The 24,863-nt window shown below is 55.8% G+C and carries 23 protein-coding genes and 2 pseudogenes; 17 read left to right on the forward strand and 8 right to left on the reverse strand.

Annotated features, from left to right (window positions below; translation table 11 throughout):
• Positions 1–34 precede the first annotated feature (34 nt).
• Positions 35–251 (forward strand): annotated as a pseudogene (locus ASB65_RS27920) (carboxymuconolactone decarboxylase family protein); the annotation flags it as partial.
• Between the two features lie 332 nt (positions 252–583).
• On the opposite strand, the gene ASB65_RS26245 reads toward ASB65_RS27920, so the two are convergent.
• Positions 584–1,501: a LysR family transcriptional regulator gene (locus ASB65_RS26245; protein ID WP_060726009.1), complete on the reverse strand. Its 918-nt coding sequence runs from the start codon at positions 1,499–1,501 to the stop codon at positions 584–586.
• Between the two features lie 117 nt (positions 1,502–1,618).
• Between ASB65_RS26245 and ASB65_RS26250 the strand changes: the two genes are divergently transcribed.
• The 3 genes from ASB65_RS26250 to ASB65_RS26260 all read left to right on the forward strand — a co-directional run bounded on the left by ASB65_RS26250 (position 1,619) and on the right by ASB65_RS26260 (position 3,324).
• Entirely contained in the window at positions 1,619–2,485 is an 867-nt protein-coding gene (locus tag ASB65_RS26250) for an aldo/keto reductase family oxidoreductase (RefSeq protein ID WP_060725899.1), read from the forward strand.
• 168 nt (positions 2,486–2,653) lie between these two features.
• Positions 2,654–2,908, forward strand: coding sequence for a FitA-like ribbon-helix-helix domain-containing protein (locus ASB65_RS26255; protein ID WP_060726010.1), 255 nt, complete (start codon positions 2,654–2,656; stop codon positions 2,906–2,908).
• Positions 2,905–3,324: a type II toxin-antitoxin system VapC family toxin gene (locus tag ASB65_RS26260; RefSeq protein WP_060725900.1), complete on the forward strand. Its 420-nt coding sequence runs from the start codon at positions 2,905–2,907 to the stop codon at positions 3,322–3,324. The genes ASB65_RS26255 and ASB65_RS26260 overlap by 4 nt, the downstream gene beginning before the upstream one ends.
• Before the next feature lie 89 nt (positions 3,325–3,413).
• Here ASB65_RS26260 and ASB65_RS26265 read toward each other — a convergent pair whose 3' ends face one another.
• Entirely contained in the window at positions 3,414–4,166 is a 753-nt protein-coding gene (locus tag ASB65_RS26265; RefSeq protein WP_060725901.1) for a FadR/GntR family transcriptional regulator, read from the reverse strand.
• Between the two features lie 457 nt (positions 4,167–4,623).
• Here ASB65_RS26265 and ASB65_RS26270 point away from each other — a divergent pair, with 457 nt between their 5' ends.
• The 12 genes from ASB65_RS26270 (at position 4,624) to ASB65_RS26325 (ending at position 17,767) form a co-directional block, all read left to right on the forward strand.
• Positions 4,624–5,097, forward strand: coding sequence for a RidA family protein (locus ASB65_RS26270; protein WP_060725902.1), 474 nt, complete (start codon positions 4,624–4,626; stop codon positions 5,095–5,097).
• Positions 5,098–5,115: 18 nt separating this feature from the next.
• Entirely contained in the window at positions 5,116–5,871 is a 756-nt protein-coding gene (locus ASB65_RS26275; protein ID WP_174014749.1) for an amino acid ABC transporter ATP-binding protein, read from the forward strand.
• Positions 5,872–5,881: 10 nt separating this feature from the next.
• Positions 5,882–6,550 carry an amino acid ABC transporter permease gene (locus ASB65_RS26280; protein WP_060725903.1) on the forward strand — a complete coding sequence of 223 codons (669 nt, stop codon included), beginning with the start codon at positions 5,882–5,884 and terminating at the stop codon, positions 6,548–6,550.
• Positions 6,551–6,559: 9 nt separating this feature from the next.
• Positions 6,560–7,210, forward strand: coding sequence for an amino acid ABC transporter permease (locus ASB65_RS26285; protein WP_060725904.1), 651 nt, complete (start codon positions 6,560–6,562; stop codon positions 7,208–7,210).
• A 39-nt stretch (positions 7,211–7,249) separates the two neighbouring features.
• Positions 7,250–8,095 (forward strand): transporter substrate-binding domain-containing protein, encoded by an 846-nt coding sequence (locus ASB65_RS26290; protein ID WP_060725905.1) that lies wholly within the window; start codon positions 7,250–7,252, stop codon positions 8,093–8,095.
• Positions 8,096–8,272: 177 nt separating this feature from the next.
• Positions 8,273–10,363 carry a hydantoinase/oxoprolinase family protein gene (locus tag ASB65_RS26295; RefSeq protein ID WP_060725906.1) on the forward strand — a complete coding sequence of 697 codons (2,091 nt, stop codon included), beginning with the start codon at positions 8,273–8,275 and terminating at the stop codon, positions 10,361–10,363.
• Positions 10,364–10,377: 14 nt separating this feature from the next.
• A complete protein-coding gene (locus ASB65_RS26300) occupies positions 10,378–12,015 on the forward strand; it encodes a hydantoinase B/oxoprolinase family protein (protein ID WP_060725907.1) in 1,638 nt (545 codons plus the stop codon).
• Between the two features lie 76 nt (positions 12,016–12,091).
• Positions 12,092–13,309: a pyridoxal phosphate-dependent aminotransferase gene (locus tag ASB65_RS26305; protein ID WP_060725908.1), complete on the forward strand. Its 1,218-nt coding sequence runs from the start codon at positions 12,092–12,094 to the stop codon at positions 13,307–13,309.
• 61 nt (positions 13,310–13,370) lie between these two features.
• Complete coding sequence (kdgD, locus tag ASB65_RS26310; protein WP_060725909.1) at positions 13,371–14,276, forward strand: 5-dehydro-4-deoxyglucarate dehydratase; 906 nt, start codon at positions 13,371–13,373, stop codon at positions 14,274–14,276.
• Between the two features lie 811 nt (positions 14,277–15,087).
• A complete protein-coding gene (locus ASB65_RS26315) occupies positions 15,088–15,909 on the forward strand; it encodes a hypothetical protein (RefSeq protein WP_060725910.1) in 822 nt (273 codons plus the stop codon).
• A 126-nt stretch (positions 15,910–16,035) separates the two neighbouring features.
• Positions 16,036–17,259: an alpha/beta hydrolase gene (locus ASB65_RS26320; RefSeq protein WP_060725911.1), complete on the forward strand. Its 1,224-nt coding sequence runs from the start codon at positions 16,036–16,038 to the stop codon at positions 17,257–17,259.
• 130 nt (positions 17,260–17,389) lie between these two features.
• Complete coding sequence (locus ASB65_RS26325; protein ID WP_198927599.1) at positions 17,390–17,767, forward strand: YcgJ family protein; 378 nt, start codon at positions 17,390–17,392, stop codon at positions 17,765–17,767.
• Positions 17,768–17,836: 69 nt separating this feature from the next.
• On the opposite strand, the gene ASB65_RS26330 is transcribed toward ASB65_RS26325, so the two are convergent.
• The 6 genes from ASB65_RS26330 to ASB65_RS26360 all read right to left on the reverse strand — a co-directional run bounded on the left by ASB65_RS26330 (position 17,837) and on the right by ASB65_RS26360 (position 24,241).
• A complete protein-coding gene (locus ASB65_RS26330; protein ID WP_236734526.1) occupies positions 17,837–19,063 on the reverse strand; it encodes a hypothetical protein in 1,227 nt (408 codons plus the stop codon).
• Positions 19,064–19,204: 141 nt separating this feature from the next.
• On the reverse strand, positions 19,205–19,996 hold the full coding sequence (locus ASB65_RS26340) for a hypothetical protein (protein ID WP_060725914.1): 792 nt from the start codon (positions 19,994–19,996) through the stop codon (positions 19,205–19,207).
• 55 nt (positions 19,997–20,051) lie between these two features.
• On the reverse strand, positions 20,052–20,879 hold the full coding sequence (locus ASB65_RS26345) for an acid phosphatase (protein WP_060725915.1): 828 nt from the start codon (positions 20,877–20,879) through the stop codon (positions 20,052–20,054).
• A gap of 237 nt (positions 20,880–21,116) precedes the next feature.
• Positions 21,117–21,803, reverse strand: a complete 687-nt coding sequence (locus ASB65_RS26350; protein WP_060725916.1) for a Crp/Fnr family transcriptional regulator — start codon at positions 21,801–21,803, stop codon at positions 21,117–21,119.
• A gap of 41 nt (positions 21,804–21,844) precedes the next feature.
• A complete protein-coding gene (locus ASB65_RS26355) occupies positions 21,845–22,879 on the reverse strand; it encodes a DUF1254 domain-containing protein (protein WP_060725917.1) in 1,035 nt (344 codons plus the stop codon).
• Positions 22,880–23,239: 360 nt separating this feature from the next.
• Positions 23,240–24,241 (reverse strand): helix-turn-helix transcriptional regulator, encoded by a 1,002-nt coding sequence (locus tag ASB65_RS26360; RefSeq protein ID WP_236734525.1) that lies wholly within the window; start codon positions 24,239–24,241, stop codon positions 23,240–23,242.
• A 386-nt stretch (positions 24,242–24,627) separates the two neighbouring features.
• Between ASB65_RS26360 and ASB65_RS27930 the strand changes: the two are divergent.
• Positions 24,628–24,816, forward strand: a pseudogene (locus tag ASB65_RS27930) (winged helix-turn-helix transcriptional regulator); the annotation flags it as partial.
• Positions 24,817–24,863: the final 47 nt, after the last annotated feature.

Below are 24,863 nucleotides of genomic sequence, written 5' to 3' on the forward strand. Positions count from 1 at the left end.
GCCTTGACACGAGGGGAATCTTCATAAAGCCGCCAATCCTGGCCTGGCGAAGTTCACGACCGATCCGCTATTCCACGACGTCTGGCTACGCCCTGATCTGGCATTGCGTGATCGTAGCCTCGTCACCATCAGCTCCATCATGGCGAACGGGCAGGCAGGCTCAGCTCCCCGGCCACCTCAATCGAGCATTGGACAACGGACTGACGCCCGATCAGGCGGGCGAGGTGGTCGCGCAGGTCGCATTCTATGCCGAAAACAATTGCGAGCTTGACCCTGGCGAATGAACGTGCGGTCAAGAACTGGTTCACTGGGATAAACGGTCCGAGCGGCGAGTTTCTGATCCTGCTGTGCCGGCATTCAGACACGGTTCTCGAAACCTTTCTTATGTTGGCCGGCCACGGTGAACTCGTTAAGGTCAAAAAATTCGGGGACGTCAAAACCAAACTCAACGAAATGCTTTTGCTGTTGGGCGACCTCGAGCATCTCGATGATAAACCTACGATCGGCCGACACACAAACGGGTCAAAGGTTCGTATCTCATCAATGCGAGGACCGATCTTCAAGATCAAACCAAAGCGTCCGCTCATTCTGCTCCGATCCATACCTTGTGCGATTGCTTCACGAAATCGATAAATGCGCGCAATGGCGCGGGCACAAGACGCCGCCCAGGGTAATAGAGGAACGGGCCGGAAAACCGCAGCCACCATTCTTCCATCACCGGCACCAGATCTCCTCGATCGAAGTGTGGCCTTAGCCAATCCTCGAAAATATAAATCATGCCAGAACCGGCAATGGCTGCGTCGATGCCAAGATCGGTGCCGCCGCCGAACTGGACCACGAGGTTACCTTTCGGGTTTATGATAACTTCCTCCCCATCGCGTTCGAATTCCCAAGAGGGGAGGGCACGCCCCGAAAACCGCCCCAGGATACAATCATGCGAAAGCAGGTCTTGTGGATGTTGCGGTCGACCCCTTCTTGCGAGGTAACGCGACGACGCGGCAAGGGCGTAGCGCTGCAGGCGCGGGCCGATCGGCAAAGCCACCATATCCTGCTCGAGCCGTTCGTCATAACGGATGCCAGCATCGCAGCCGCTTTTTATGATGTCGATAAAATTCTCGTCGGTCACGATTTCCAGCCTTACGTCCGGATAGGCCGCTAAGAACGCCGGCACGATCGGAGGCAGGACCAGCCTTGCCGCGCTCATCGGGACGTTTAGCCTGAGCTCCCCCGAGGTGCGGCCGCGGCTGCTTTTTACCTCGTCGAGTGCGGATGCGACCTCTGCAAAGGCAGGTCCGGTGCGCTCCAGCAAGAGACGTCCGGCCTCCGTCGGGAGTACGCTGCGGGTAGTGCGATTGAATAGTCTCACCCCAAGGTCTTCCTCCAGGCGTTTCACCGCATCGCTCAACGCCGAGGAGCTGATGCCACTTTCGCGCGCGGCCTGCCGAAAACCTCTGGATCGAGCTACCAGCAGAAACGCATTGACGTCCGTAATGTCAGGCACCCGATTCTCCAATTCGTGCGACTGATTGTCCGTCTGAGCGGACAACCTGTCCGTATTATAGATGCTTGTGCCGCGTATGACAGACATCTATTTCTGGGACGACAAGGAGATACAGCCATGAGCACTATCGAAAATTCAGGAACCTACAAGCTTGGCGACCATGTGGTGTGCCGGTTGGGTTATGGCGCGATGCAGCTTGCGGGCAAGGGCGTTTTCGGGCCTCCGCGCGATCGCCCGGAGGCCATAGCCGTACTGCGCGAGGCGGTCGAAAGCGGTGTCAATCACATCGACACCAGCGACTTCTACGGCCCGCATGTTACAAACGAGGTAATCCGCGAAGCTTTGCATCCCTATGACAGCGATCTTCTGATCGTCACCAAGGTCGGCGCGGTCAGGGGTGCAGACGCCTCGTGGAACCCGGCTTTTTCGCGCGCGGATCTGACACAGGCCATTCATGACAACCTCCGCAATCTCGGGCTCGATGTGCTCGATGTGGTCAACCTGCGCGCCATGTTCGACGTGCATGGTCCCGCCGAAGGGTCGTTGAATGAGCCGCTTCAGGTTCTGGCGGGGTTGAAGCACCAAGGCCTGATCCGGCATATCGGACTGTCGAATGTCACGGCCAAGCAGGTCGAGGAAGCCGGTAAGATCACCGAGATCGTCTGTGTGCAGAACCAGTACAATCTTGCGCATCGCCAAGACGAGGCCTTAATCGACACGCTCGCCTCTCGAGGTGTCGCCTATGTCCCGTTCTTTCCTCTTGGCGGCTTCTCGCCGCTGCAATCCTCGACCCTGTCGAGCGTCGCCGCCCGACTCAACGCCACGCCCATGCAGGTGGCGCTTGCATGGCTTCTCCAGCGATCGCCGAACATTCTCCTGATCCCCGGCACGTCATCACGAGGCCATCTGCGGGAGAATCTCGCAGCGGCCACAATAGAGCTTCCCTCGGAGGTACTGTCGGAGCTGGATAATGTTGCTGCCTAGTCCCGTTTGTGAAAATCTAACGGACCTGTGGAGGTTGATGGTTCAATTCCTTTCAAGGCGGTATGATGATCAGATCAGATGTTCAGCGTCGGTGGCGAACGTCTTGAAGTTTTGTGTCATTTTTTATATATTGCTGTCAAAGCTATCATTCGGATAAAGGTGATATCAATGCCGGCAGTCACTATTCGTAATCTTTCGGACGAAACGCATCGTGCTCTGCGGGTGCGAGCGGCTCATCATGGTCGGAGTACCGAGGCCGAAATCCGTGACATCATTGAAGCCGCTGTTCGTCCTCCTGAACGTATCAAGCTCGGAACTTTGCTGACGGGCATTGGTCGCGACGCCGAACTTTCCGAAAGCGACGTTGAAGCCCTGCAGAAAAGTCGCGACAAGACAACTGCTGAACCGATGACGTTCGAATGATCTTGCTGGATACCAACGTTATATCTGAGCCGTGGAAACCGGTTCCTGATGAGGCAGTAATTGCGTGGTTGGACGCGCAAGTTCTCGAAACGCTTTTCATATCCTCAATAACGATTGCTGAACTTCGTTTCGGGATCGCCGCCATGCCTTTTGGGAAACGGCAAACTACCCTCCGCGATCGCCTTGAGGGTGAAGTTTTACCCCACTTTTCCCAGCGCATCCTTTTCTTTGATCTGGCTACTTCTCAGTTTTACTCAGACCTCATGGCACGCGCTCGATTATCTGGGAAGGCGATTGGCACAGCTGATGGCTACATTGCGGCCACAGCGGCAGCAAACGGCCTCGTGATCGCAACGCGCGACACGAGCCCGTTCGAGGCAGCTGGGTTGAAGGTAATCAATCCCTGGTCCAAATGACGAAAGTGTGCGCGTAAGGTGTCGTAAGTCCGATTCTCATCAAGAGGTCGGTCAGGTAAAATAATCACCAGCAAGTTAACCGTTACGCCTCATTCATCTTGGGCCACATTGCTAAGCGGCGAGCTCGTTCCGTCCGAAAAGCCGCGGTAACGAAGATGGCTGCGGTTCAAATGTGCGCGCATTGCTTCACGCGCCTTTTCTGAAAGGCCCGAGCTTATCGCGTCGCAGATGGCGCGGTGTTCGACGACAGTGTTTTGAATATAATCAGGGGTGATAAGTGCGGGATTAAGCTGCCTCGAGAAAGCCGGTTGCGGGAGGATTTGCAAGCTCATTAGGCTGAAAAACTCGATAAATGCGCCGTTATTCGTCGCTTCGGCAATCGAGCGATGGAAAATGAAATCGAGATGGTCAAGCGCAGCCTCATCTTCAAGCGACGCTTCGAATTGGCGCGCGGCGTTCCAGATGTTTGACTCCTGCGCCCAGGAGCGGCGCGTAGCGGCGAGTCCTGCCGCGTGAACCTCAAAGGCCATTCGCAACTCCAGGAGATCCATGAATGAAGTCTTCAGGCGCGCAAGTGGAGCAAGTGCCACGTCGGCATCATATGTATCCTGTTCCGGATTATCGTTGCGGGGCCGGTCCCGCACAAACACTCCGACGCCGTGTCGTGATTCTACAATGCCGTCGGACCGCAATGCTGAAACCGCTTCGCGGATGACAGTTCTGCTGACACCGAACTGCTGCGATAACTCATTGAGCGATCCCAGCTTAAAGCCATTATCCAGTTGGCTGTCGCTAATATATGTTTTCAGCGCCTGTATCGTGCGGCCAGTCAAAGTTTCCAAAATTCACCCGTCATTGTCTTGACCCCTTGCGAGGGTCACGTGTCACAAATCACAAGATAGCATTACTTGGCTAAGTGGTGCTACCTCATTGGCAATTTTTCGATACAAAGAGTGCGCACTCTAATGTTGAAGTGATCGCGTGTAGATGAATATCGAGCGTTCTCCGCGCAAATTTCAGGAAAAAGTTTTTCTGCTGACGCGGCAAGCTTGTGGAGATCTCTTATGTTGCGATAGATAATAAGATTTATTATCATAGGGTTATATAGAATTTTGACGCAAAAATATCATGAGGTAGTACCTCTTTGTTTTCTGTTGACAAGAGGTACTATTTCAATAATTCTCCAGCTCATAAAAAGTGAGTTAACGACCAGTCAGATGTGAGAAGACGGTTGGCGATTGGCTCCGGGAACGTGGTCCGCGCAGAATGCGCGTCCAAAAATTTAAATGGAAAGCTGCTATGGGTGCCGTCTCCGCACGTCTCACAGAGCTGGGCATCGTATTGCCATCGATTGCCCCGGCTTCAGGTAATTACATTTCGCACCGACTGACGGGAAATCTGCTGTTTGTGTCGGGTCAAATACCAAGAATAAACGGCGTTGAGCATTATGTCGGTGTTGTCGGGCAGGATATTTCACCCGGCGACGGTTATCAGGCAGCCCGGCTCTGTGCGCTCAATGTCATAGCGCGCGTTAATGCTGCGCTGGACGGCGATCTTGATCGGATAGTGGCCTGTGTCCAGCTGCGCGGTTTCGTCAACGCGCCACCTGATTTCAAAGGGCACCCGGCTGTCGTCGATGGTGCTTCCGATCTCCTCGTCGAGATATTTGGCGACAAGGGGCGCCATGTCCGCACCGCACTTGGCGCGGGCTCGCTGCCGCGCGGATCATCTGTCGAGATTGATGCCATATTCGAAATCGCACCTAACGCCTGACAAAAAGGGGAACTGGCCATGAACGGGACCAGCATGTCGGAAAAAGCCATAGAGATGACCGGCGTCAACAAGTGGTATGGCACACTCCAGGTGCTGAAGGGCATCGACCTGAATGTTGCGCGGGGAGAACATATTGTTCTGTGTGGCCCTTCGGGATCGGGAAAGTCGACCTTGATCCGTTGTATCAACCATCTTGAGGAAATCCAGCAGGGCAAGATCGCCGTCAATGGAACCGAGCTCAGCCAGAAAGGCAACAATGCAGACCATATTCGCCGTGATGTCGGCATGGTTTTCCAGCAATTCAACCTGTTCCCGCATCTGACCGTTCTTGAAAACTGCATGTTGGCACAACGCCGGGTTCGCAAAACGCCGGTCGCCGAGGCGAGAGACAAGGCCATGCGTCACCTCGAGCGGGTTCACATTGCCGAACAAGCCAAGAAATTTCCGGCCCAGCTTTCCGGCGGACAGCAACAGCGTGTCGCCATTGCCCGGGCATTGTGTATGGACCCCAAGATCATGCTTTTTGATGAGCCGACGTCGGCTCTTGACCCGGAAATGGTCAAGGAAGTGCTTGATACGATGGTATCGCTGGCCGATGACGGCATCACAATGATCTGCGTTACCCACGAAATGGGGTTCGCGCGCGCCGTTGCCCACCGGGTGATCTTCATGGATCGCGGCGAGATTATCGAAAGCGCCAAACCAGACACCTTCTTCAGCAATCCGGCCCATGAGCGTACCAGGACGTTCCTCAGCCAGATCCTCAACCACTGAGGGGTGACCGATGAACTATACATTTGACTTTACCCCCGTATTTGCCGCCTGGCCGACACTTGTCGATGGCATCATCGGCACATTGAAGATGTCATCGCTGTCGATGGTCTTTGGTTTGAGCCTTGGTATCGTCTTCATGTCCATGCGGATGAGCAAGCAGTCGGTGCTGCGAACCATCGCCATCGGTTACATCGAACTGATCCGCAACACGCCGATTCTTGTGCAGGTGTTCTTTGTGTTCTTCGGCATGCCGGCACTAGGCATCCGGTTAAGTGGAGAGCAGGCGGCGATCCTTGCCATGACACTAAACTGTGCAGCTTATGCAGCGGAGATTGTCCGCGGCGGTGTGCAGTCCATTCGTCCAGGCCAGATCGAAGCGGGCAGGGCGCTTGGTTTGCACACGGTGGACATCTATCGCTTTGTGGTGTTTCGGCCGGCCATCCGCGCTGTTTATCCGGCGCTTTGCAGCCAGTTTATCCTGATGATGCTGAACTCCAGTCTGATGTCATCGGTGTCGGCGGAAGAATTAACATATTTCGCACAGACGCTGGATTCGCAGACCTTCCGCAGCTTCGAGATTTATCTCACCCTCGGTGCCATTTATCTTGCGCTGTCGCAGTTCTTTTCCATCGCTCTTGGCGCCATTGGCCGAGTGTATTTCTCTTATCCGGCAAAGTGAGGCAGTGCGATGATCCGTCAATTTGGTTGGGGAGAGTTCCTGTTCTTGCTGGAAGGCGCGCGTTGGACGGTTGTCCTGTCGCTACTTGCCTTCACAGCCGGAGGCGCGCTCGGGCTGGCAGTCGCACTTGGACGTACCAGCAAATGGAAATGGCTGCGTATTCTGATGGCGACCTATATCCAGATATTCCAGGGTACGCCGTTGCTCGTGCAACTGTTTTTCGTGTATTTCGGCCTCCCGCTGGTCGGGATAAAGGTGGATGTCTGGGTGGCGCTGACCATCGGCCTTTCACTGCACACCAGCGCCTTTCTCGGTGAAATCTGGCGCGGCAGCATTCAGGCGGTTCCCGACGGGCAGAGCGAGGCGGCGCGTGCGCTTGGCATCGGTTATGTCCACCGTATGGTCGATATCGTATTGCCGCAGGCATTCCGGATCGGCCTGCCAGCCACCATCAGCTTCCTGGTCAATCTGATCAAGGGCACGGCGCTTGCGGCACTTCTCGGCCTGACCGAACTTACCCGCTCTGGACAGTTGATGGCCAACATCACGTTTCAGCCGCTGCAGGTCTACGGGGCTGTCGCACTCATCTACTTCTTCATCTGCATTCCACTGACCTATTGCAGTGCACGGATCGAAAGGCGCCTGAACGCCGCTCGGTAAAACAAGAACGCATGACAAAAACCAACCAGAGGTGACACTATGTTCAATACAGCATTCACTCTTTCGCGTTCCAAAGCCCTTGGCGGATTGACTGCCGTCCTTCTTGCCGCGACCTCTTTGGCGACGTCGGCACTGGCTGTAACGCCGGAAGAAATCAAGGCCAAAGGCACTGCAACCATTGGTGTACAGATGGACCAGTTTCCCTGGGGCTTTATTGATGCCAAGGGTCAGAACGATGGCTTCGACATCGAAATCGCCAACATGATTGCCAAGGAACTTGGCGTTGAGGTGAAATTCGAGCGCATCACAGGGCAGAACCGTATTCCGCTGCTGGTCAACGGCAATGTCGATTTCCTGGTACCGTCAATGACAATTACCGAAGAACGCGCCAAGGTCATCCAGTACGTCATTCCTTATTCGTCGAATGACATCACGGTCTGGGGCAAGAAGGATGCTGACATCAAGGCGAACGAAGATCTCGGCAAGTTCGTGATCGGCGTTAACCGCGGCAGTGCCTTTGAACCGCTGCTGGTCAAGGTTGCGCCTTCAAACACCCAGATCAAACGTTTTGACGATGATGCAACAACCGTGCAGGCGCTGCTTTCTGGCCAGGTCGATGCCATTCTTGGCAGCGTGACATATGGCATTGTTATCAAGCAGGCCGGTTACGATGCGCAATTTGACCGCAAGTACAAGGTTGCAGACAATTTCCAGGGCATGGCAGTACGCAAGGGCGATCAGGAAATGCTGGATTACCTGACGGACTTTGTCACCCGTCACACGGCAGACGGTTCACTGGATGCTGCCTACAAAAAATGGATTGGGGTTGATCGGGCCACGTTGCCAACGACCCTGCCGGGTATCGATTTCGCCGGCAAACAATAACGCTGAATTTCTGCGCGACCGCTGAGGCCGCCGCGCGGAACACCTTGATATCAACAATTCAAGAGCTGTTGGCCTCCGCCTGATTGTGTGGGTGGGGGAACGGCCGACGCACGTCGAAATTTGAATTTCCCGCGCCCGGCACACCCAGCAGCTCGCTTACGGAGCATGAGTTATAAAATGGCGAAAGATGGCAAGCAGATCAGGGTCGGTGTCGATATCGGTGGCACCTTCACCGACGTTGCGATGGAGGTAGGCATCACGCTCCATTCGATCAAAGTGTTGACCGATTATTCCTATCCCGAAAACGCGATAGTCAAGGGTATCCGTCAGGTGGCGGAGGTGGCACGCGTCGAGCTTTCCGAGATCGATACGATCATCCACGGCACGACGCTGGCAACCAACGCACTGATTGAACGACGCGGTGCGCGCACGGCGTTCATCACGACCAAGGGCTTCCGTGACGTCATCGAAATGCGAACCGAGAGCCGTTTCGAACAGTATGATCTCAATATCGTCCTGCCAGCGCCACTTGTACCGAGAAACGAACGTTTTGTAATCGATGAACGTATCGGTGCAGATGGCTCCGTGCTCAAGGCACTGGATATCGCCGAAGTGGATGCGCTCTGCGACCGCATCATTGCGGCGGGTTATGAAAGCGTCGCGATCGGTTTCATCCACTCCTATCTGAATGGCGCGCATGAAAAGGTTGTTCGTGAACGCCTTCTTGCCAAGAAGCCGGATATTTCGGTTTCGATCTCTTCTGAAGTCTCGCCGCAAATGCGCGAGTTCCAGCGTTTCAACACCGTTTGCGCCAATGCTTTCGTCAAGCCCCTCATGGCTTCCTACCTTAACCGACTGGTCGGCCGGTTGACCGAAGAGGGCACCCGTTGCCCGGTCTTCATGATCCATTCCGGTGGCGGTATCATCAGCGTCGAAAGTGCTGTTGAATTCCCTGTCCGCCTGCTTGAATCCGGACCGGCTGGCGGTGCCATTTTTGCGGCCCATATCGCCAGCAGCTATGGTCTCGATCAGGTTCTGTCCTATGACATGGGCGGCACGACCGCCAAGATTTGCCTGATTGAAAAACAGACACCAAAAACGTCGAAAACCTTTGAAGTCGCCCGTACCTGGCGTTTCAAGAAGGGCAGCGGCATGCCGATTTCCATTCCGGTTATCGAAATGGTCGAAATCGGTGCCGGTGGTGGCTCAATTGCTACCATCGACAGCATGCGCCAGATCCGTGTGGGGCCACATAGTGCGGGTTCCGAACCGGGCCCGGCTTGCTATGGTCGCGGCGGTGCAAACCCAACGGTCACTGACGCCGACCTGATCCTTGGTCGCCTTGACCCGGACGAATTTGCCGGCGGTGCGATGAAGCTTGATCGTCCGGCGTCCGACAAGGCCATGGATACCGACATCGCGTCAAAACTCGCCACCGATATCGCCACCGCAGCCTACGGTCTCAGCGAAGTGGTTGATGAGAACATGAGCAATGCTGCGCGCATGCATGCGGTGGAAAATGGCAAGGAACTGTCCGAGTTCACCATGATCGCGTTTGGTGGGGCTGCGCCGATCCATGCGGCACGACTGTGTGAGAAGCTCGGCATATCGAATCTGCTGATCCCGCCTGGTGCTGGTGTCGGTTCGGCTATAGGCTTCCTGCGTGCGCCTTTCGGTTTTGAATCCGTTCGCAGTGCTTATAGCCGTCTCAGCCGCTTTGAAGCCAAGGCGATCAATCAGACGATTTCTGACCTGATCGCAGAAGCAACATCCTTCGTGCGTTCCGGTGCTCCGGATGCTGACCCATCACTCGAATGCACGGCCTACATGCGTTACGTCGGCCAAGGCTGGGAAGTGCCTGTCACCATTGAGGTTCGTGATTATGCCGATGCTGACGACAGGCATTTCCGCGAATTGTTCGATGAACAATACGAACACTTCTTTGGTCGTGTCATTGATGGTCTGGATGTCGAAATCGTCAGTTGGTCGTTGCGTGCCACCTCGAAGGTTTCACCACCAGATCGTATCGGCAAGACCGAAAAGGCTGGCAGCGCCAAGACAAGTGGTGTGCGCGACATCTTCGACGTTCTGGAAGGCAGCTTCCAGAATGCCTCGATTGTTGCGCGCAGCGACATGAAGGCTGGTGACTGGATGGCCGGACCGGCTGTCATCACCGAACGTGAAACCTCGACCATTGTCACCGCAAGCCGCGAAGTCATCATGCAAGCCGATGGCTGCCTGCTCGTACGCGTCAAGCAAAACGCTTGAACGGAGGATCAACCATGAAAACCAATGCACTTTCCGAAGTCCACATGCAGATTATGTGGAACCGCCTTATCTCCGTTGTGGAAGAACAGGCAGTTACCCTCATCCGCACTGCCTTCAGCACCAGCGTCCGTGAATCAGGAGACCTTTCTGCCGGCGTGTTCAATCGTGGTGGCAAGATGATTGCCCAGGCTGTGACCGGTACGCCCGGTCACGTCAATGCCATGGCAGAGGCTGTCGGCCACTTCATCCGCGACATCGGGCCCGAGAATATTTTTGAAGGCGATGTCTACATCACCAATGATCCCTGGAAGGGCACGGGCCACTTGCACGATTTCACGGTGGTGTCGCCAAGCTTCCGCAATGGTGCCCTCGTTGGTTATTTTGCCTGCACGGCGCACGTTGTTGACGTCGGCGGTCGTGGCTTCGGCCCGGATGCCAACGAGGTTTACGAAGAAGGCATCTTTGTTCCGATCATGAAATTTGCTGAGCGCGGCAAGGTCAACAAGGACCTCGTCAACATCCTGCACAACAACGTGCGCGAAAGTCACCAGGTTGTTGGTGACGTGTATTCCCTCGCGGCCTGCAACGAAATCGGACACCGTCGTCTGATGGACATGATGGAGGAATTCGAGCTTGCAGACCTCGAAACGCTGGGCGAGTTCATCTTCAAGCGCAGTTATGACGCCACGATCGAGCGCATAGCAGCCCTGCCAAAGGGCTCCTATTCAAACGTCATGCGTGTTGACGGTTATGGCTCTCCGATCGACATCGCGGTCCGTCTCGATGTTGCTGAAGATCATATCCTTGCGGATTTCGAGGGCACATCGCCGCCCAGTCCGAAGGGCATCAATTGCCCTATCATCTATTCGGCAGCTTATGCCTGCTATGGCATGAAATGCTCGATTGCGCCTGAAATCCCCAACAACCACGCTTCGCTGCTACCATTCCGCATGACGGCACCAACCAATTGCATTCTGAACGCCCAGCACCCGGCGCCAGTGTCCGTTCGCCACGTTCTCGGCCACCTGGTACCGGACGCCGTACTCGGTGCCGTTCACAAGATGCTGCCGGGACAGGTTCCGGCAGAGGGGGCGGGCGCCCTGTGGAACCTGCATGTCAGCGTGCGACCATTGCAGGGGGAGCATGCACCAGCTGACGGCGGCCAGCGCGCCGAAGTTCTGCTGTTCAACAGTGGTGGTGCCGGCGCCCGTTCGACACTTGATGGTCTGAGTGCCACGGCCTTCCCAAGCGGTGTTCATTCGATGTCGATCGAAGCAACTGAGCATGTTGGTCCAGTTATCTTCTGGCGCAAGGAACTGCGGGATGGTTCCGGTGGTGCTGGCCAGTTCCGTGGTGGCCTCGGCCAGGTTCTCGAAATTTCTCCGACAGACGGCCATGAAATGCATTTCAATGCAATGTTCGACCGTGTCGAACATCCTCCACGGGGTCGTGAGGGCGGTGAAAACGGTGCAGCCGGCGCCGTCCTGCTTGATGACGGAACACGCCTGGCCGCCAAGGGTCGTCAGCACGTGCCTGCCGGTCGTCGGCTGATCCTACAGCTGCCGGGTGGTGGCGGCTACGGTCCGGTTGAGAAACGCGACGCCGATGCCGCCCAGCGCGACAGCGACTTTGACTACGTGACTGCCCGATAACTCCCCCGTGGAAGCCGGGCGAGAAGTTCAGCCTCGCCCGGCTTCCAGCTGAAAGATAAGGTCAAGGAAATCGAAAATGGGTTTTGAAAACGGGCGTGCAGCAAGCATCAAGTCGTCCCCAAGTATGGCTATTGCCATGGCCGCAAAAAAGCTGACGGCGGAAGGTCGCGATATCATTGATCTCTCATTGGGAGAGCCTGATTTTGAACCGCCGGAACATGTCACCAAAGCGGCTGTCGCCGCCGTTTTGAAAGGTGGCATCCGCTATGGGGCACCAGCCGGCATGGAAAACCTGCGCAAGGCGATCGTACAAAAATTCAAGATCGAGAACGGGCTGGATTACACCGCCGACGAGGTGATGATTGCCAATGGGGCAAAACAGATTCTGTTCGATGTATTTCTGGCGACTCTGGAGCCGGATGACGAAGTCATTATTCCAACGCCCTGCTGGGTATCTTACGGCGATATTGTTGCTTTGCACGGTGGAAAACCCGTCTACGTCAATTGTGGTCCCGAAGATGGTTTCAAGATCTCTGTTGGGAAGCTGGAAGCTGCGATCACACCAAAGACCCGCTGGCTGATGTTGAATTCCCCCTCGAATCCAACCGGAGCGATCTACTCCGCCGATGAATACCAACTGCTTGCAGAGGTACTAGTTGGCCACCCCAATATTCTTGTGGTCTCCGACGAGATTTACGAGCATGTCCTTCTGCAGGACAAACCATTCGTCTCATTTGTCAGTGCCTGTCCCCAATTGCGTGATCGCACCTTGATCGTCAATGGTGTGTCAAAGGCCTATGCCATGACCGGTTGGCGTCTGGGATATGCGGCGGGACCAAAGGCGCTAATCTTAGCGCTTAACAAGATGCAGTCGCAAAGCGTCTCCTGTGTTTCGTCAATTGCACAAGAGGCTGCGCTCGCAGCCCTGACCGGCAATCAGACCTTCGTAACTGATGGGGCACAGATTTTTGCCAGCCGTGCCCGTCTCATGGCGGAACGTCTGGTGAAGATCGACGGCATCGACTTCATTCCTCCTGATGGCGCCTTTTACGCATTTATCGGAGTGGAAAAGCTGTTGGGCCACAAGAGTAGTGGCGGGGATGTCATTGCCGATGACACCGCCTTCGCCGCCTGTCTGCTGCAGCAATTCGGCCTTTCCAGTGTTCCCGGTGCCGCTTTCGGCGCACCCGGTTTTATTCGCTTGTCGATCGCCGCATCCAATCAGGAATTGGAAAGTGCCTGTGATCGTCTGGCGCAAATGGTCAGCTCTCTGAAGGCCTGCGCCATCATCTGACCCATCCACGAGTAGAAAGAGGCGGCGGTCGACCGCGCCTCAACAACAGGAGGCTACATCCATGAAGACTGAAGACTTGAAACACGTCCTGGGGGCAGGATTATTGTCTTTTCCAGTTACCCATTTCGATAGCGAAGGCAAGTTCAATGCAAAAAGCTATGCCGAACACGTTAACTGGTTGTCGGGTTTTGAGGCCGCCACGCTGTTTGCGGCCGGTGGCACGGGCGAGTTCTTCTCGCTGACGCCAGAGGAAATTCCGGAAATTGTCAGGGTCGCCAAGGAAGCTGCCGGCACAACACCAATCGTTTCCGGCTGTGGTTATGGCACCGAAATCGCCATTTCCATTGCCAAGTCGGTGGAGAAGGTCGGCGCCGATGGCATTCTGCTTTTGCCGCATTACCTGATCGATGCGCCGCAGGAAGGTCTCTATCGCCATATCAAGGCGGTCTGCCAGGCAACAGGCATGGGTGTGATGGTTTATAACCGTGACAACTCGGTTCTGCAGGCTGATACGCTGGCGCGACTTTGCGATGAATGCCCGAACCTTGTCGGTTTCAAGGACGGGACCGGTGACATTGGGCTGGTGCGCCAGATCACGGCGAAGATGGGCGACCGGTTGACGTATCTCGGGGGCATGCCGACAGCGGAGCTTTTCGCAGAGGCCTATCTGGCCGCAGGCTTTACCACCTATTCGTCGGCGGCTTTCAACTTCGTTCCGGGTCTCGCTGTGGAGTTCTATAAGGCACTGCGTGCAGGTGAGCGTGCCAAGTGCGAGAAGATTCTGATCGACTTCTTCTATCCCTTCATGGCGATCCGTAACCGTGCCAAGGGATATGCCGTCTCGGCCATCAAGGCAGGTGTGCGCCTGCAGGGATTCGACGCCGGCCCGGTTCGTTCTCCCTTACAGGATCTGTCGTCAGAGGAAACTTCAATGATGGAAAAGCTTATAGGCAACATGAAGCGTTGAAGAAAATAGGCGTGGTGCTGGCAAGTTGCCGCATCACGTCAATCTCTGCTGCGGTTCAGCGAGAGGACTAAATGGTTCGGACGGACTGTTGCATCGTGTGTGATATCACGCCACCGGCTAAACGCTTTAGCCGCCGTCTCTGCAAAGTAAAAGCGACGAAGTGTCTTGCTGTTACCGCCATTCAGGCACGTCGATGTTCTTACCGATAGTATTATGATTTCAGAAACATAAGTTCTTGAAACGTGCAGTCTACGGTTCGATCTTCATCAAGGCGATGAAACGGCTATTTCAATCTAAGCTCGTTGCGTCCAAGCGGCCGACTCACCTGATGAGGTTCCAGGCCTCCAGGGCGGTCCGTTCTGCGCATCCACATTTGCTCCCGCGTGTCGGGCTCCCCCTGAATTGTTTCGGAATGTGCAATAAACGTAAGCGGCAAGCAGACCCCATCTGGCAGGGCTAATGGCGATCAGGCTATGGCATTAGGCATCTGATTTGGACTCGCTCATCAAAAGTGCCGCTGAAATTCTTCGATGCTCTTCCACGCATCAATGGATTTTTTCAGCAGAGCCTCATTATCTATCCTCAAATGTCCGATTTGACCCAATTCGTTGCTCGAAAGCTATGTATCAACTTTGGCGAGAGAAAGAGGGGCGCGGGGGCACTGCGGTACCGGGGCGCTCGGCGGAGAAGCTTCAAGCCATAACACCATCCGGATGCTCATTTCGGTGGCTGTTTCCCAGCCTTCTTCTTCATCACCATTGCACTGTCCACCCGTTCACAGATGGAGGATTGTATATTGAGGAGCTATTGCATGCTGCAGAAGATCTACCGATTGGGTGCGTTCTCGGTCGTTGCGCTGGTTGGCCAAGCCATTGGTCTGGCTGGTGCCGCAATGGCACAGGAAGCGGATGCCGATCTTGCGAAAAAGCTCAGCAATCCCGTTGCGTCGCTGATCAGCGTGCCGTTCCAATTCAACTACGATCGGGGCTTCGGACCGAACCGTGGCGACCGGAAGACGCTCGATATCCAGCCCGTCATTCCATTTGCGCTGAACGAGGACTGGAATTTGATCTCCCGTACCATCGTACCTGTCACCTGGCAGCATGACATCGCCGGTTCCTCCGGCAATCAGTTGGGCCTTGGAGATATCTCGCAAAGCTTCTTTATCTCCCCGACGCAGCCGACCTCCGGCGGGATTATCTGGGGAGCGGGGCCCGTCTTCCTCCTTCCCACGGCGACCGACGATCTGCTCGGAGGCGGCAAGTTCGGGCTCGGTCCGACTGCTGTCGTCCTGAAGCAGGAAGGACCATGGACGGTTGGTGCATTGGGAAACCATATCTGGTCCGTTGCGGGCAAGGGAGACAAGCCCGACATCAACGCGACCTATTTGCAGCCCTTCATCTCCTATAGAACATCGGATGCCTGGACCTTCACGCTCAATACCGAGAGCACCTACGACTGGAAGGCGGATCAGTGGGCCGTGCCGATCAATTTCCAGGTGTCGAAGCTTGTGAAGTTCGGTGAGCAACCGGTGAGCCTTTCCGCAGGCGCGCGTTATTGGGCAGCCGCGCCGGAGAACGGGCCGCACGGTTGGGGTGCCCGTGTCGGACTGTCGCTTCTGTTTCCGAATTAGATGACGCTCAGTTCTCTTTCGCCTTCCGGTATCACCGGGTTCGACCGGTGGTGCCGCTGCGCGATCGGGTATTTGAGGAAGAAATTCGTGGGAAAAAATCGTATCGTCCAGCCGTCGTCGGCACGGTTGAGCTGGCCTTGGCGGCTTCTTGTATTTTCAACGCTCGCGGCGCTTTGCGCCTGCGCCGGCAATCCGAAGGATGTGCTGACGCCAGTGGCGGATACGTCCCCGAGTTCCCCCAAGGTCGATATGCTGATTGCCACGATGCGCAGTCGATCTTTGGTGCCCGGAGAGATGTTCACGGGGGAGCGCGCGCTGGCCCCGGCTTTCGCCAATCTCACCGTGTCAATCCCACCGGGCAAGGTCCGTAAGGAAGGTGAGGTAGAATGGCCAAAGCGGCTACCCGCTAATCCGGCAACCGATTTTGCAACGTTGAAAGCCAACTATCTCGACGCCGGCGACGCCAGGCGGTGGCTGAGCGCGTCGGTCCGCAAGAACCCCGATCGCAGCGTTCTGGTCTTCATTCACGGTTTCAACAACCGCTTTGAGGACTCTGTCTATCGCTTCGCGCAGATCGTGCACGATTCCGGTGTGCACAGCACACCTGTCCTGGCAACATGGCCGTCGCGTGGGAGCCTGCTTGCCTATGGGTACGACCGCGAAAGCACGAACTACACCCGCAATGCGCTGGAAACACTGTTTCAGTATCTCGCAAAAGATCCCGAGGTGAAGGAGGTTTCCGTACTCGCGCATTCCATGGGCAATTCTCTGGCGCTGGAATCGTTACGCCAGATGGCAATCAGAAACGGTCGTCTTCCTGCCAAGTTCAGGAACGTCATGCTGGCGGCTCCCGATGTCGATGTCGACGTCTTCCGGCAGCAGATCGCCGACATGGGAAAACAGCGTCCCCAATTCACCTTGTTCGTGTCTCGCGATGATAAGGCACTGGCTGTGTCGCGTCGGGTTTGGGGCGGCGTTTCCAGGCTCGGCGCCATCGATCCCGAGGCGGCGCCATACAAGAAGGAACTCGAAGACAACAAGATTACCGTGATAGACCTCACCACGATCAGATCCGGTGACAGCCTGAACCATGGCAAGTTTGCGGAGTCGCCGCAGATCGTTCAGCTTATCGGACAACGCATTTCCGAAGGTCAGACGCTGACCGACAGCCGGATCGGACTTGGTGACCGGATACTGGCCGCCACGACGGAAACCGCCGCAGCCGCTGGAAACGTCGCTGGCCTGGTCCTTGCGGCCCCCGTTGCCGTGCTCGATCGGAACACGCGCGACAATTACGCCAACCACCTGGATGACCTCGGAGGCGCAAGCAGCAATGGGACGAAACGGTGACCCTGTCCTGCCTTGCCGTCTTGGCATCCCCATGTTTGGCCAGCCTTCTGCAACGATGGAGATGGCGGCTCGTGCCAGCTTGTAGTGGCGGCGGCTCAGCCCGAAGCCGACGGAAACGCGCAATCGCACAATGAAGATATTGGACGGCTTCAGGATGCGCAGGCTTCGACCCGAAATAGTGGCGGCGATCGTTATCGTAACTGCGATACCGGCTGTTGCTGGCACAACCAAAAGCGTGAGGTCGCCTCAGCGTGGCGTGCTGTGCGATCAGTATATGTGCGTCGATGCGAGTGGCGTCTCCAGGACGCTAACGGAAAAGTTCCTGGGCGCCACGGCAGCCATGAAACTGTTCGCCCAGGGCGATTTCAGGACGACGCAATTTACTTTTGCGAATGGTGTTTTCTGCGATACGCAGGAAAGAGCTTGTCATACCGACAGATACTTCGACCACAATGGCAACCGAAGCCCCATGGATATCAAAATGACAGATATTCTGTTCAAAGATTAACCGGTCGGGTTGTAACCTGTCCGCATTCCGGCCGTTGCGCTCCTGTTTCCTCGTGAGGGATCATTTCCCTCACAGAAGGAGTAATTTCTTTACGACGGACAGGACCTCCTTAAATGGCAGTTTCGTTGCAGCCACCGCGGCAAAAGGAATGAGCGCGGCGGCGGCGACCGGGATCACCGCGGCCCTGTTGACCAGGATGGTCGAAAGCTTACGGGTCGTCTCATATTGCTTGCCGGGATCGGCCAGTTCCGGTTCAGGTTCGGGGGTGGCGTCTGAAAAGACGTTCCGGCCAATGACCTTTCGTTCCGCAGCCCGACAAAATCTAGTTGCCTGAGCATCCAGCAACGACAGGCTCTGTTCCTTCAACCGAAGAAGGGGAGGAGTGAAGGCAGATAAGGGATAGGCGAAGAAACTGATGACGATCGCAAGCCAGCCGCTCATGATCATGCTGAGCGTCGTCGCGGATAGACCCTCCTCGAGAAAGTGGCTCTTTGCGACAGCCGCAGCGATTGCGCAGCTCATCCCGAAGACGAAAATGGCATAGGCGTTCGGATATTGCGCTAGGAAGGCCAATCCCCCTTTGCCATCAGGATGGGTCGCAACCAGGCGAAGATCGAGCTTTGCAATGTTGCGAAGCATGCGGGCCCACAAGAGATGCCTCCATGCGCCCCGTAGAAACAGAAAGACAAACAACGGAAGACTGAAGCAGATGGACCACCAGCCGGCGGCCGAAACCCTGTTGCCTTCGGGAGAATACGTGACCGCCCATGATGATGCTTCCGTTGCGTGGAAATTGGCGTAGGAAAGAACCGAGGCGAAAACCGCCAGCATCAGGCAAGTGAACTCCGCCCCGCGAGAATCGCGCTGGCGAAGCGCCGAGGCTACAATGGCCGCGGCGGCCGGAATTGACGTCGGGGCGACAACGGGCGCGAGCACGAGTTGAGACAGCTTCGCCTTCAAGCCATTTTCGACCTGCTGCTCGGCCAGTATAAAAGCGCCGATCCCGATGAAAAATTTCGCAAATACGCCGAGATCAACAAGGTAAGCTCCCTGGCCGTGTTCCAGGGAGAAATTGCCTGGCAAGGCAAGCAGAAAAGGCATTCCCCAAGCCAAGGCTACGAACAACGTCGCGCGAGATCCCACCTGAAGGGCATTCTGCCGGAGCAATTGCAGTCGCTTTTGCAGTTCAAAGAAGGGTCCGCCTTGAGACGCGAGAAACTCGTTGAGGATGGGATCACGCGCGGAATGATCTTCCTTGTTCATGTCCTCCGGGACTGGAGCAATCGTGTCGTTCATTTGGAAATCCGTTTTTTTATTCAGGATTCTCGAGGCTTTGGCCGCGTTCGGCGATGAGGTGTTGTCGCGGCACGATGATCAAAAGAAGATCAGGATGAGGACCGTGTGGGACAAGCCGCGCAACCGCACTCCGAAATCTGCCTAGAAATGATAGACAAGCCCCAGGATCGGGCCTTGCTGAACGACATCGTAAACGAAGCCGTCATGGCTGTAGTCAACGCCAAGCGCTCTATATCCTGCCACCGCAGACAGATTTTGCTGAATGCGGTAACCGAAAGCGGCGGTCACATCCCAGTCAAGCTTGGCCTGACCGCCACCGACAAGGGCCCAGCCCGTCAGATAGAGATTGTCGGTGAGGAAATATTGCCCGCGTATTCCCGCTACGGCGTCAACCCAGAAAGCATTGTCGCTCTTGCTTTTGCCATCGAGCAGGCCGCCTGAGATAGAGATTTCGGTGCTCGCGTACCAGACACGTGCACCCGCGACGAGGTCAAGGCGGCCCTTGTCATCCTCGAATACGCTGTAGCCGCCACCGAAAAAACCTGAGAACGTTTGAGATGTGACGTCGACACTCTTGCTCAAAAATCCGACGGGCGAGTTCCCGCCTTTAGAAATCTTTGTATACATGACGTCACTAAAAAGGCTGTATCGGTCATACCGCGCCTCGGCTACGCCCATGAAAGAAAAGTCGAGATCGTTGAGAATGCTGCTAAAATCGGATTTCAACCTCGTTGGCGTGAGCCCGAATTGGCCGACCTTGCCATCTATTCCCGCAGCCCAGAAGTATGGGCTCGCGCTGAAGTGCCATTGATCGGGTTCCGTGGAGTTGCTCTCCAACCGAGGACTGACCGGCAGCATATCTCCCGCATGGGCCGAGCTATATTTCCCGTACAATGCGCATAATGCAATCGACGTCGCGACAAAAAGCTTCATGATGCCCCCCGGCAAATTATTCCTGTAGAAAGACTGAAAAGTCGGGCCACCAGGTCTATTGGGCCAGCAAGGCCGCATTTTCCGCTGCACAGCTTGGCCTGGAGGAAGAACCGTTGGCTTTCGCCGCCTGCACTTCCTTGCGAGCGGCTTCAACGTCGGAGAGGAACTCCGCATTGCTGTGGAGCTTGGCCACGGTTGCTGCACCCATGATGCGGCCCGCATCGACATCGCTTTGCCAATGCGCATTGCAAATCACGCGGCTCTGGCCGAATTCGAGACCGCGTTTGAGCAGGGCGTCAGTTTTCTCGGGATCAACTTCGCTGAGCACCAGAGCCCATGCCCATCCCGCAGCTGTATGTCCTGACGGGTAGGAGCCGTCGGTCCGCAATACCGGTTCCTGAACGGGATAGCAGGTCCCTTCGTTATGAACCACGAAGGGACGGGTGCGGTTGTAGGTGTTCTTGACGCCATAGGTCGACAGGCCGGCATCAGTCAGGGTCTTTTGCATCAGACGATAAAGATGCGGAGTGGTTTTTTCATCGATGTCGATACCCATCGCGCAAGAGAAGCTCTTGGCCGGCTGCGGAAATTCGAGATCGGCGTCGAGACGCGCAAGCTCCCAGCGCGATTTGCCTCGCAGCGGCAGGGTTGCAGTTCTTGCATCTTCGTCACGGGCAAGCGCGCCGCTTCCTTCTGCCGGTGGTGCTCCAAGCAGTCTTAGACTATCCGGCAGTTCCGCTTGCTTGAGATAACCCGGAGCCAACTGGAAGTGCGGATCGGTAACCCCGGGCGAAATCGCATCTTCTGCGTCAGCCAGACCTGTGCCTTGACCCGCAAATGCGATGACCGAGAACACAGCCAACCGGTGGATTTTCGACAGCATGCAATGGCTCCTCAATACGTAGTCTCCGGACGGCAAAGAAATGAACGGCCCACGGCAAACGGGTCACAGACCTCGTGCTTCCGCGCCGGATTCGCAGCCTCTTTTTCTCGCGTGAAAGTTACAGGGCTTTCGGACGATGGATTGTGTCAAGTCGGACAATCGGGGATGGAAAAGTGGCGCATCCAATACCCAGCCGCTTCCAATATTGTGTGATGGCAGCCCGCTGGCTGGAACACGTCAATCTTCCAGATCCTGTTCAGCGTATCGTCGCAAAGCCGAAGGATTTGTGACCGTTATGGAACGATAGCCGATCTCAACCCAACCCGCGTCCACGAAGCGCTGGATCGTGCTGTTGACCTGCTTGCGGGATGTGTTCGTCATCACGCCAAGATTCTCCTGTGAAACCGAAATTGCCTCATCCGGCGCCCATGAGGTGCGATGCAGGACCGAAGCAATTCTGGCGCTGACGTTCCTTTTCTGTAGGTCATAGACGATCCTGACCAGCTTATCGGATGACAGGATCGAGATGGCCCCGAACGCGCGAATGGTGTTCGGGTCAGATGCGGCCATCTGTTCCATGGTCTCCAGGGGGACGTGCATTGCCCAGACTTCACTCTGTGCACATAGCTCGATCCGTCGTGGCTCACCCGTCATGAAGGAGTCTTCACCGGTCCATCCCCCAGGCACGGCGATGTGGACAAGACGTGGCGTCGAGTCGAGAGGTGCCGTGTTTATGACAACCGTCCCCGCGACGTGCCCATAGATGCCTCCCGGTGAATCTCCGGGACGGAAGATGACCTGACCGGCTTCGTATTTCTGCAGCAACGCATTCTGAAATAAACGCGACCTGAAGGCTTCAGGCATTTGAGCCAGCCAACCATTCTGGCTCAATATGCGTTCCGCTTCCGCTCGCGACATGCGCATTGTTTTCGATCCTCGCGGTCGTCTCCGTTTACCGATGAGGCTCAGTTTAAGGGTTTGGCCTCGGGGAACGTCCATTTGCCGCTGACGATGGATTGCTCAGGACGATAGAGCCGGACGGTGTAGTTCCAACCCTCAACGATCGGCAGGCAGTTTGGAATCTTGCCGTCGCAGCCGCCGAACTGGACGTTCACCGAGCCATCGGCATTTTTCTTCGCGGTAATGTCGTTGATCGAATAGGCGTCGTAGGCGTTTTTCTCGAAGAAGCCCTTTGCGTTATAGACACTGATTGACCAGAATTCTTTCACGGGCACAGTCTTCGGCACGTGGAGAGTATAGACCGTCTTGCCGTCGTTTTTCTCGGGCGTGAAGCTCGGATACATGGCGTGCTTGTCCGGAATGCCACCCCAGCCAGCGGCTGTTCCAGTCAGGTGCTTGACCGGATCGACCTCGTTGCGGCCCCCAAAAGAGCCGCTGAACGATGTCTGGTGTTTTACGAGCGCGAGCAGCGCATTACGGATCTCTGTGAGGTCTTCTTCATCCCAGTTCGGAAGGTCAAGTTGCCCTTTTTCCTTCTGGTTCACCTTGATGGCATCCTGAAGCTCGTGGACTTCCTCGATATCCTTCGGGTCGTTGGGGTTAACCAGAGTCCGGACCGCTACGAAGACATATCGGGTGCCGACCGTTTTCTGGGTCAGCGTCACCGGTTTTGTTCCGTAGGCGACGATAGGCAGGTAGTGATCCTGATCAACGGCCATCATCGACATATAACGCGCACCTGCGTCCGGCAGCGTGAGGGTTACCGGCCCGGCGGCAAGATCAAAAACAGCAAACGAATAAAGCGTATCCCGGTTCATGCGGATGACGGTTTGCTTGTCGATCGGTACGGGCTCCCGAGAATGCTGGAACTTGCCCAGTCCGCCTACGTCCTTTGCATTGGCCGCGAGGTAATGGTCCGTCTCGGCGCGGATGAAATTGTCGACGGTGACCGGTACTTTGCCGTTTGGTGTCTCGGCAAATGCAACGCCGGTCAGCGCAACCGACGCAAAAGCAAGACTGATTCCAACTGAGCGGAGCATTGAATACCTCTTTCCTTCAATTTGACTTACGACGTAAGGCCATTCCACAAGGCGTGGCACCGGCCAACTCAAATGCCATCCAGCCGATCTTCGCGTGGGTAGCAGACAAATTCTAAGCGTGCGTCGGGTCTAACCATGGGCAGACCGACCGTCTTGCCATTTCGTGCCAATTGTTATCCGGCGTGCGGATTTCTTCCCGCCGGGAGAAAGGGCGCAGACCGTGATCGTTGCTCCCTGAGCCGCTCATTGCGCCCAGTCGCCTGCGGTGTCATCGTCAGGGTTAGGAGAGGCCGACATGCCACGCGCTTCGCTTCTCCCGGTCATCATGGAGGCGAGGGGAGTTCCCGGCGCGAAACGCAATTATCGCAGTCGCGATTGCTCGCGGAACTGCCGTGGCGTAACGCCGGCAATTCTACGGAATGCGCGGCTGAAGTGCGCCGGGTCGGCATAACCGGCGGCAAATGCAATGTCGATAATCTTGGAATCACTGTCGCGCAAAAGCGCGCTCGCGCTCTCGAACCTGATGGTATCGAGTATATCTGAATATGTCAGATCGACATGCGAGAGTTTGCGCTGAAAGGTTCGTGTGCTGACGCCCGCCATCTCCGCCACCTCGGCTAGCGTCGGCACCCCTTGGTCGAGATAGGACGGCAACATCATTTTGAGGATTTCGACGATGCCATAGCCCGAAGGGCCATCCTCGTGATCATGCGGTGGCTGATTTGAGGCGGCTGAACGGTTGGAGAGACCAAGGCACGAGATCGGTACGCTGATCCAGGCGGCGTGCTGATCGGAGAGGAAGCGCACATTCGGCCATAAGGATTGCGTCTCCGCACCCGGCGTGTAGCGAGCTTGAAAGGCGATCGTCGCCGGTGTCCAATTGGGACCTGTGAATTGCCGGACGATGTAGATGGAGAAAATATTCTGAAGCCATTGCGAATGTTCCAGATGCAGGAGCCCATTCGTTCTGGCGAGCCTGCTGCAGACACGCACATGAGCGCTATCCCATTCCATCCACATGTTCAGGATCGTATCTTCTCGCGATGCCCAGTTGCAGGCGTGGCGCAGCGCGACGAGCAGTGTCGGAGAGTGCGCGATCAGCGCCCGGGTTTTTTCATTTAGATGGGAAAAATGAAGCCGCTTGCTGGCCAGGAAGCCGAAATCCGCAATGCCCTGGCTGCGTTGGGCAGTCTCCACAAAGCGGATCGTCGGCAATAGCGGGATATAAAGATTGCTCTTTGTTTCCAGAAACGATGGAAGCCGGAATTTCCCCAGAAGCGAATTTGTGGGCGCACCGATTTCATCAAGAATCCCCACGAAAGGAAGTAGAAACTGGCTGCGGGTTACGGGGATGTTGGCCATGACATCTCGTCGCGATCATGTGGTGTTGTGTTCAATACGCACAATTTAGCGGCGATCGCCACTAGTTAAACGGCTCCGCTGCAAAAAACTGGATTGGTTAGAAAAGGGCGGTTTTCCTGGTCGTCAAGCGGTCTGACCTTGGAAAATCTTGGTGAGCAAGGCGACCGCTTCATCAGTACGCTCGATCCACTGCCGAAAGCTCGTTCGACGATACGTGCCTCCCACGGACGTCGCCGGTCAGATTTGAAGATGGATGCCTGATGCCTGAAATTCACTACTCATAACACGATCTGCCTCGAAAAACAGAAAACGGCTCCACCTACCGGAAAAGACATTCTCAGGGAATCGATTTTCCGGCATCAGGACACGTCTAATATTCAAAAACGCAGGTGCGGCCGAAGGTGGAGTACGAGCTGACGGAGATGGGCAAGGCCTTGGGGCCGTCCATGGCCGAACTCATCGACTGGGCCATCATGCGGACGGAGTGCAGGTTGGACGAAAACGCAATAGCCAGCAAACTGCCTAGATGTTCCATAAACCAGGCCAGCGCTGCTCCACCCGTTCGCATAAGCTGAGGAATAGAAGTTTCAGTCACTTAGAGGCTCTGATGAACAGGTCGCGG

Origin of the sequence: Agrobacterium tumefaciens str. B6, from assembly GCF_001541315.1 — a bacterium.
GTDB classification, from domain to species: Bacteria; Pseudomonadota; Alphaproteobacteria; order Rhizobiales; family Rhizobiaceae; genus Agrobacterium; species Agrobacterium radiobacter.

What these genes read in the sequence shown, in the direction of transcription:
- ASB65_RS26250 (WP_060725899.1), top strand. Translation starts at nt 1,619, where the DNA reads ATGAGCACTATCGAAAATTCAGGAACCTACAAGCTTGGCGACCATGTG.
- ASB65_RS26255 (WP_060726010.1), top strand. Translation starts at nt 2,654, where the DNA reads ATGCCGGCAGTCACTATTCGTAATCTTTCGGACGAAACGCATCGTGCT.
- ASB65_RS26260 (WP_060725900.1), top strand. Translation starts at nt 2,905, where the DNA reads ATGATCTTGCTGGATACCAACGTTATATCTGAGCCGTGGAAACCGGTT.
- ASB65_RS26270 (WP_060725902.1), top strand. Translation starts at nt 4,624, where the DNA reads ATGGGTGCCGTCTCCGCACGTCTCACAGAGCTGGGCATCGTATTGCCA.
- ASB65_RS26275 (WP_174014749.1), top strand. Translation starts at nt 5,116, where the DNA reads ATGAACGGGACCAGCATGTCGGAAAAAGCCATAGAGATGACCGGCGTC.
- ASB65_RS26280 (WP_060725903.1), top strand. Translation starts at nt 5,882, where the DNA reads ATGAACTATACATTTGACTTTACCCCCGTATTTGCCGCCTGGCCGACA.
- ASB65_RS26285 (WP_060725904.1), top strand. Translation starts at nt 6,560, where the DNA reads ATGATCCGTCAATTTGGTTGGGGAGAGTTCCTGTTCTTGCTGGAAGGC.
- ASB65_RS26290 (WP_060725905.1), top strand. Translation starts at nt 7,250, where the DNA reads ATGTTCAATACAGCATTCACTCTTTCGCGTTCCAAAGCCCTTGGCGGA.
- ASB65_RS26295 (WP_060725906.1), top strand. Translation starts at nt 8,273, where the DNA reads ATGGCGAAAGATGGCAAGCAGATCAGGGTCGGTGTCGATATCGGTGGC.
- ASB65_RS26300 (WP_060725907.1), top strand. Translation starts at nt 10,378, where the DNA reads ATGAAAACCAATGCACTTTCCGAAGTCCACATGCAGATTATGTGGAAC.
- ASB65_RS26305 (WP_060725908.1), top strand. Translation starts at nt 12,092, where the DNA reads ATGGGTTTTGAAAACGGGCGTGCAGCAAGCATCAAGTCGTCCCCAAGT.
- kdgD (WP_060725909.1), top strand. Translation starts at nt 13,371, where the DNA reads ATGAAGACTGAAGACTTGAAACACGTCCTGGGGGCAGGATTATTGTCT.
- ASB65_RS26315 (WP_060725910.1), top strand. Translation starts at nt 15,088, where the DNA reads ATGCTGCAGAAGATCTACCGATTGGGTGCGTTCTCGGTCGTTGCGCTG.
- ASB65_RS26325 (WP_198927599.1), top strand. Translation starts at nt 17,390, where the DNA reads ATGAAGATATTGGACGGCTTCAGGATGCGCAGGCTTCGACCCGAAATA.
- ASB65_RS26330 (WP_236734526.1), bottom strand. Translation starts at nt 19,063, where the DNA reads ATGAACGACACGATTGCTCCAGTCCCGGAGGACATGAACAAGGAAGAT.
- ASB65_RS26340 (WP_060725914.1), bottom strand. Translation starts at nt 19,996, where the DNA reads ATGAAGCTTTTTGTCGCGACGTCGATTGCATTATGCGCATTGTACGGG.
- ASB65_RS26345 (WP_060725915.1), bottom strand. Translation starts at nt 20,879, where the DNA reads ATGCTGTCGAAAATCCACCGGTTGGCTGTGTTCTCGGTCATCGCATTT.
- ASB65_RS26350 (WP_060725916.1), bottom strand. Translation starts at nt 21,803, where the DNA reads ATGCGCATGTCGCGAGCGGAAGCGGAACGCATATTGAGCCAGAATGGT.
- ASB65_RS26355 (WP_060725917.1), bottom strand. Translation starts at nt 22,879, where the DNA reads ATGCTCCGCTCAGTTGGAATCAGTCTTGCTTTTGCGTCGGTTGCGCTG.
- ASB65_RS26360 (WP_236734525.1), bottom strand. Translation starts at nt 24,241, where the DNA reads ATGGCCAACATCCCCGTAACCCGCAGCCAGTTTCTACTTCCTTTCGTG.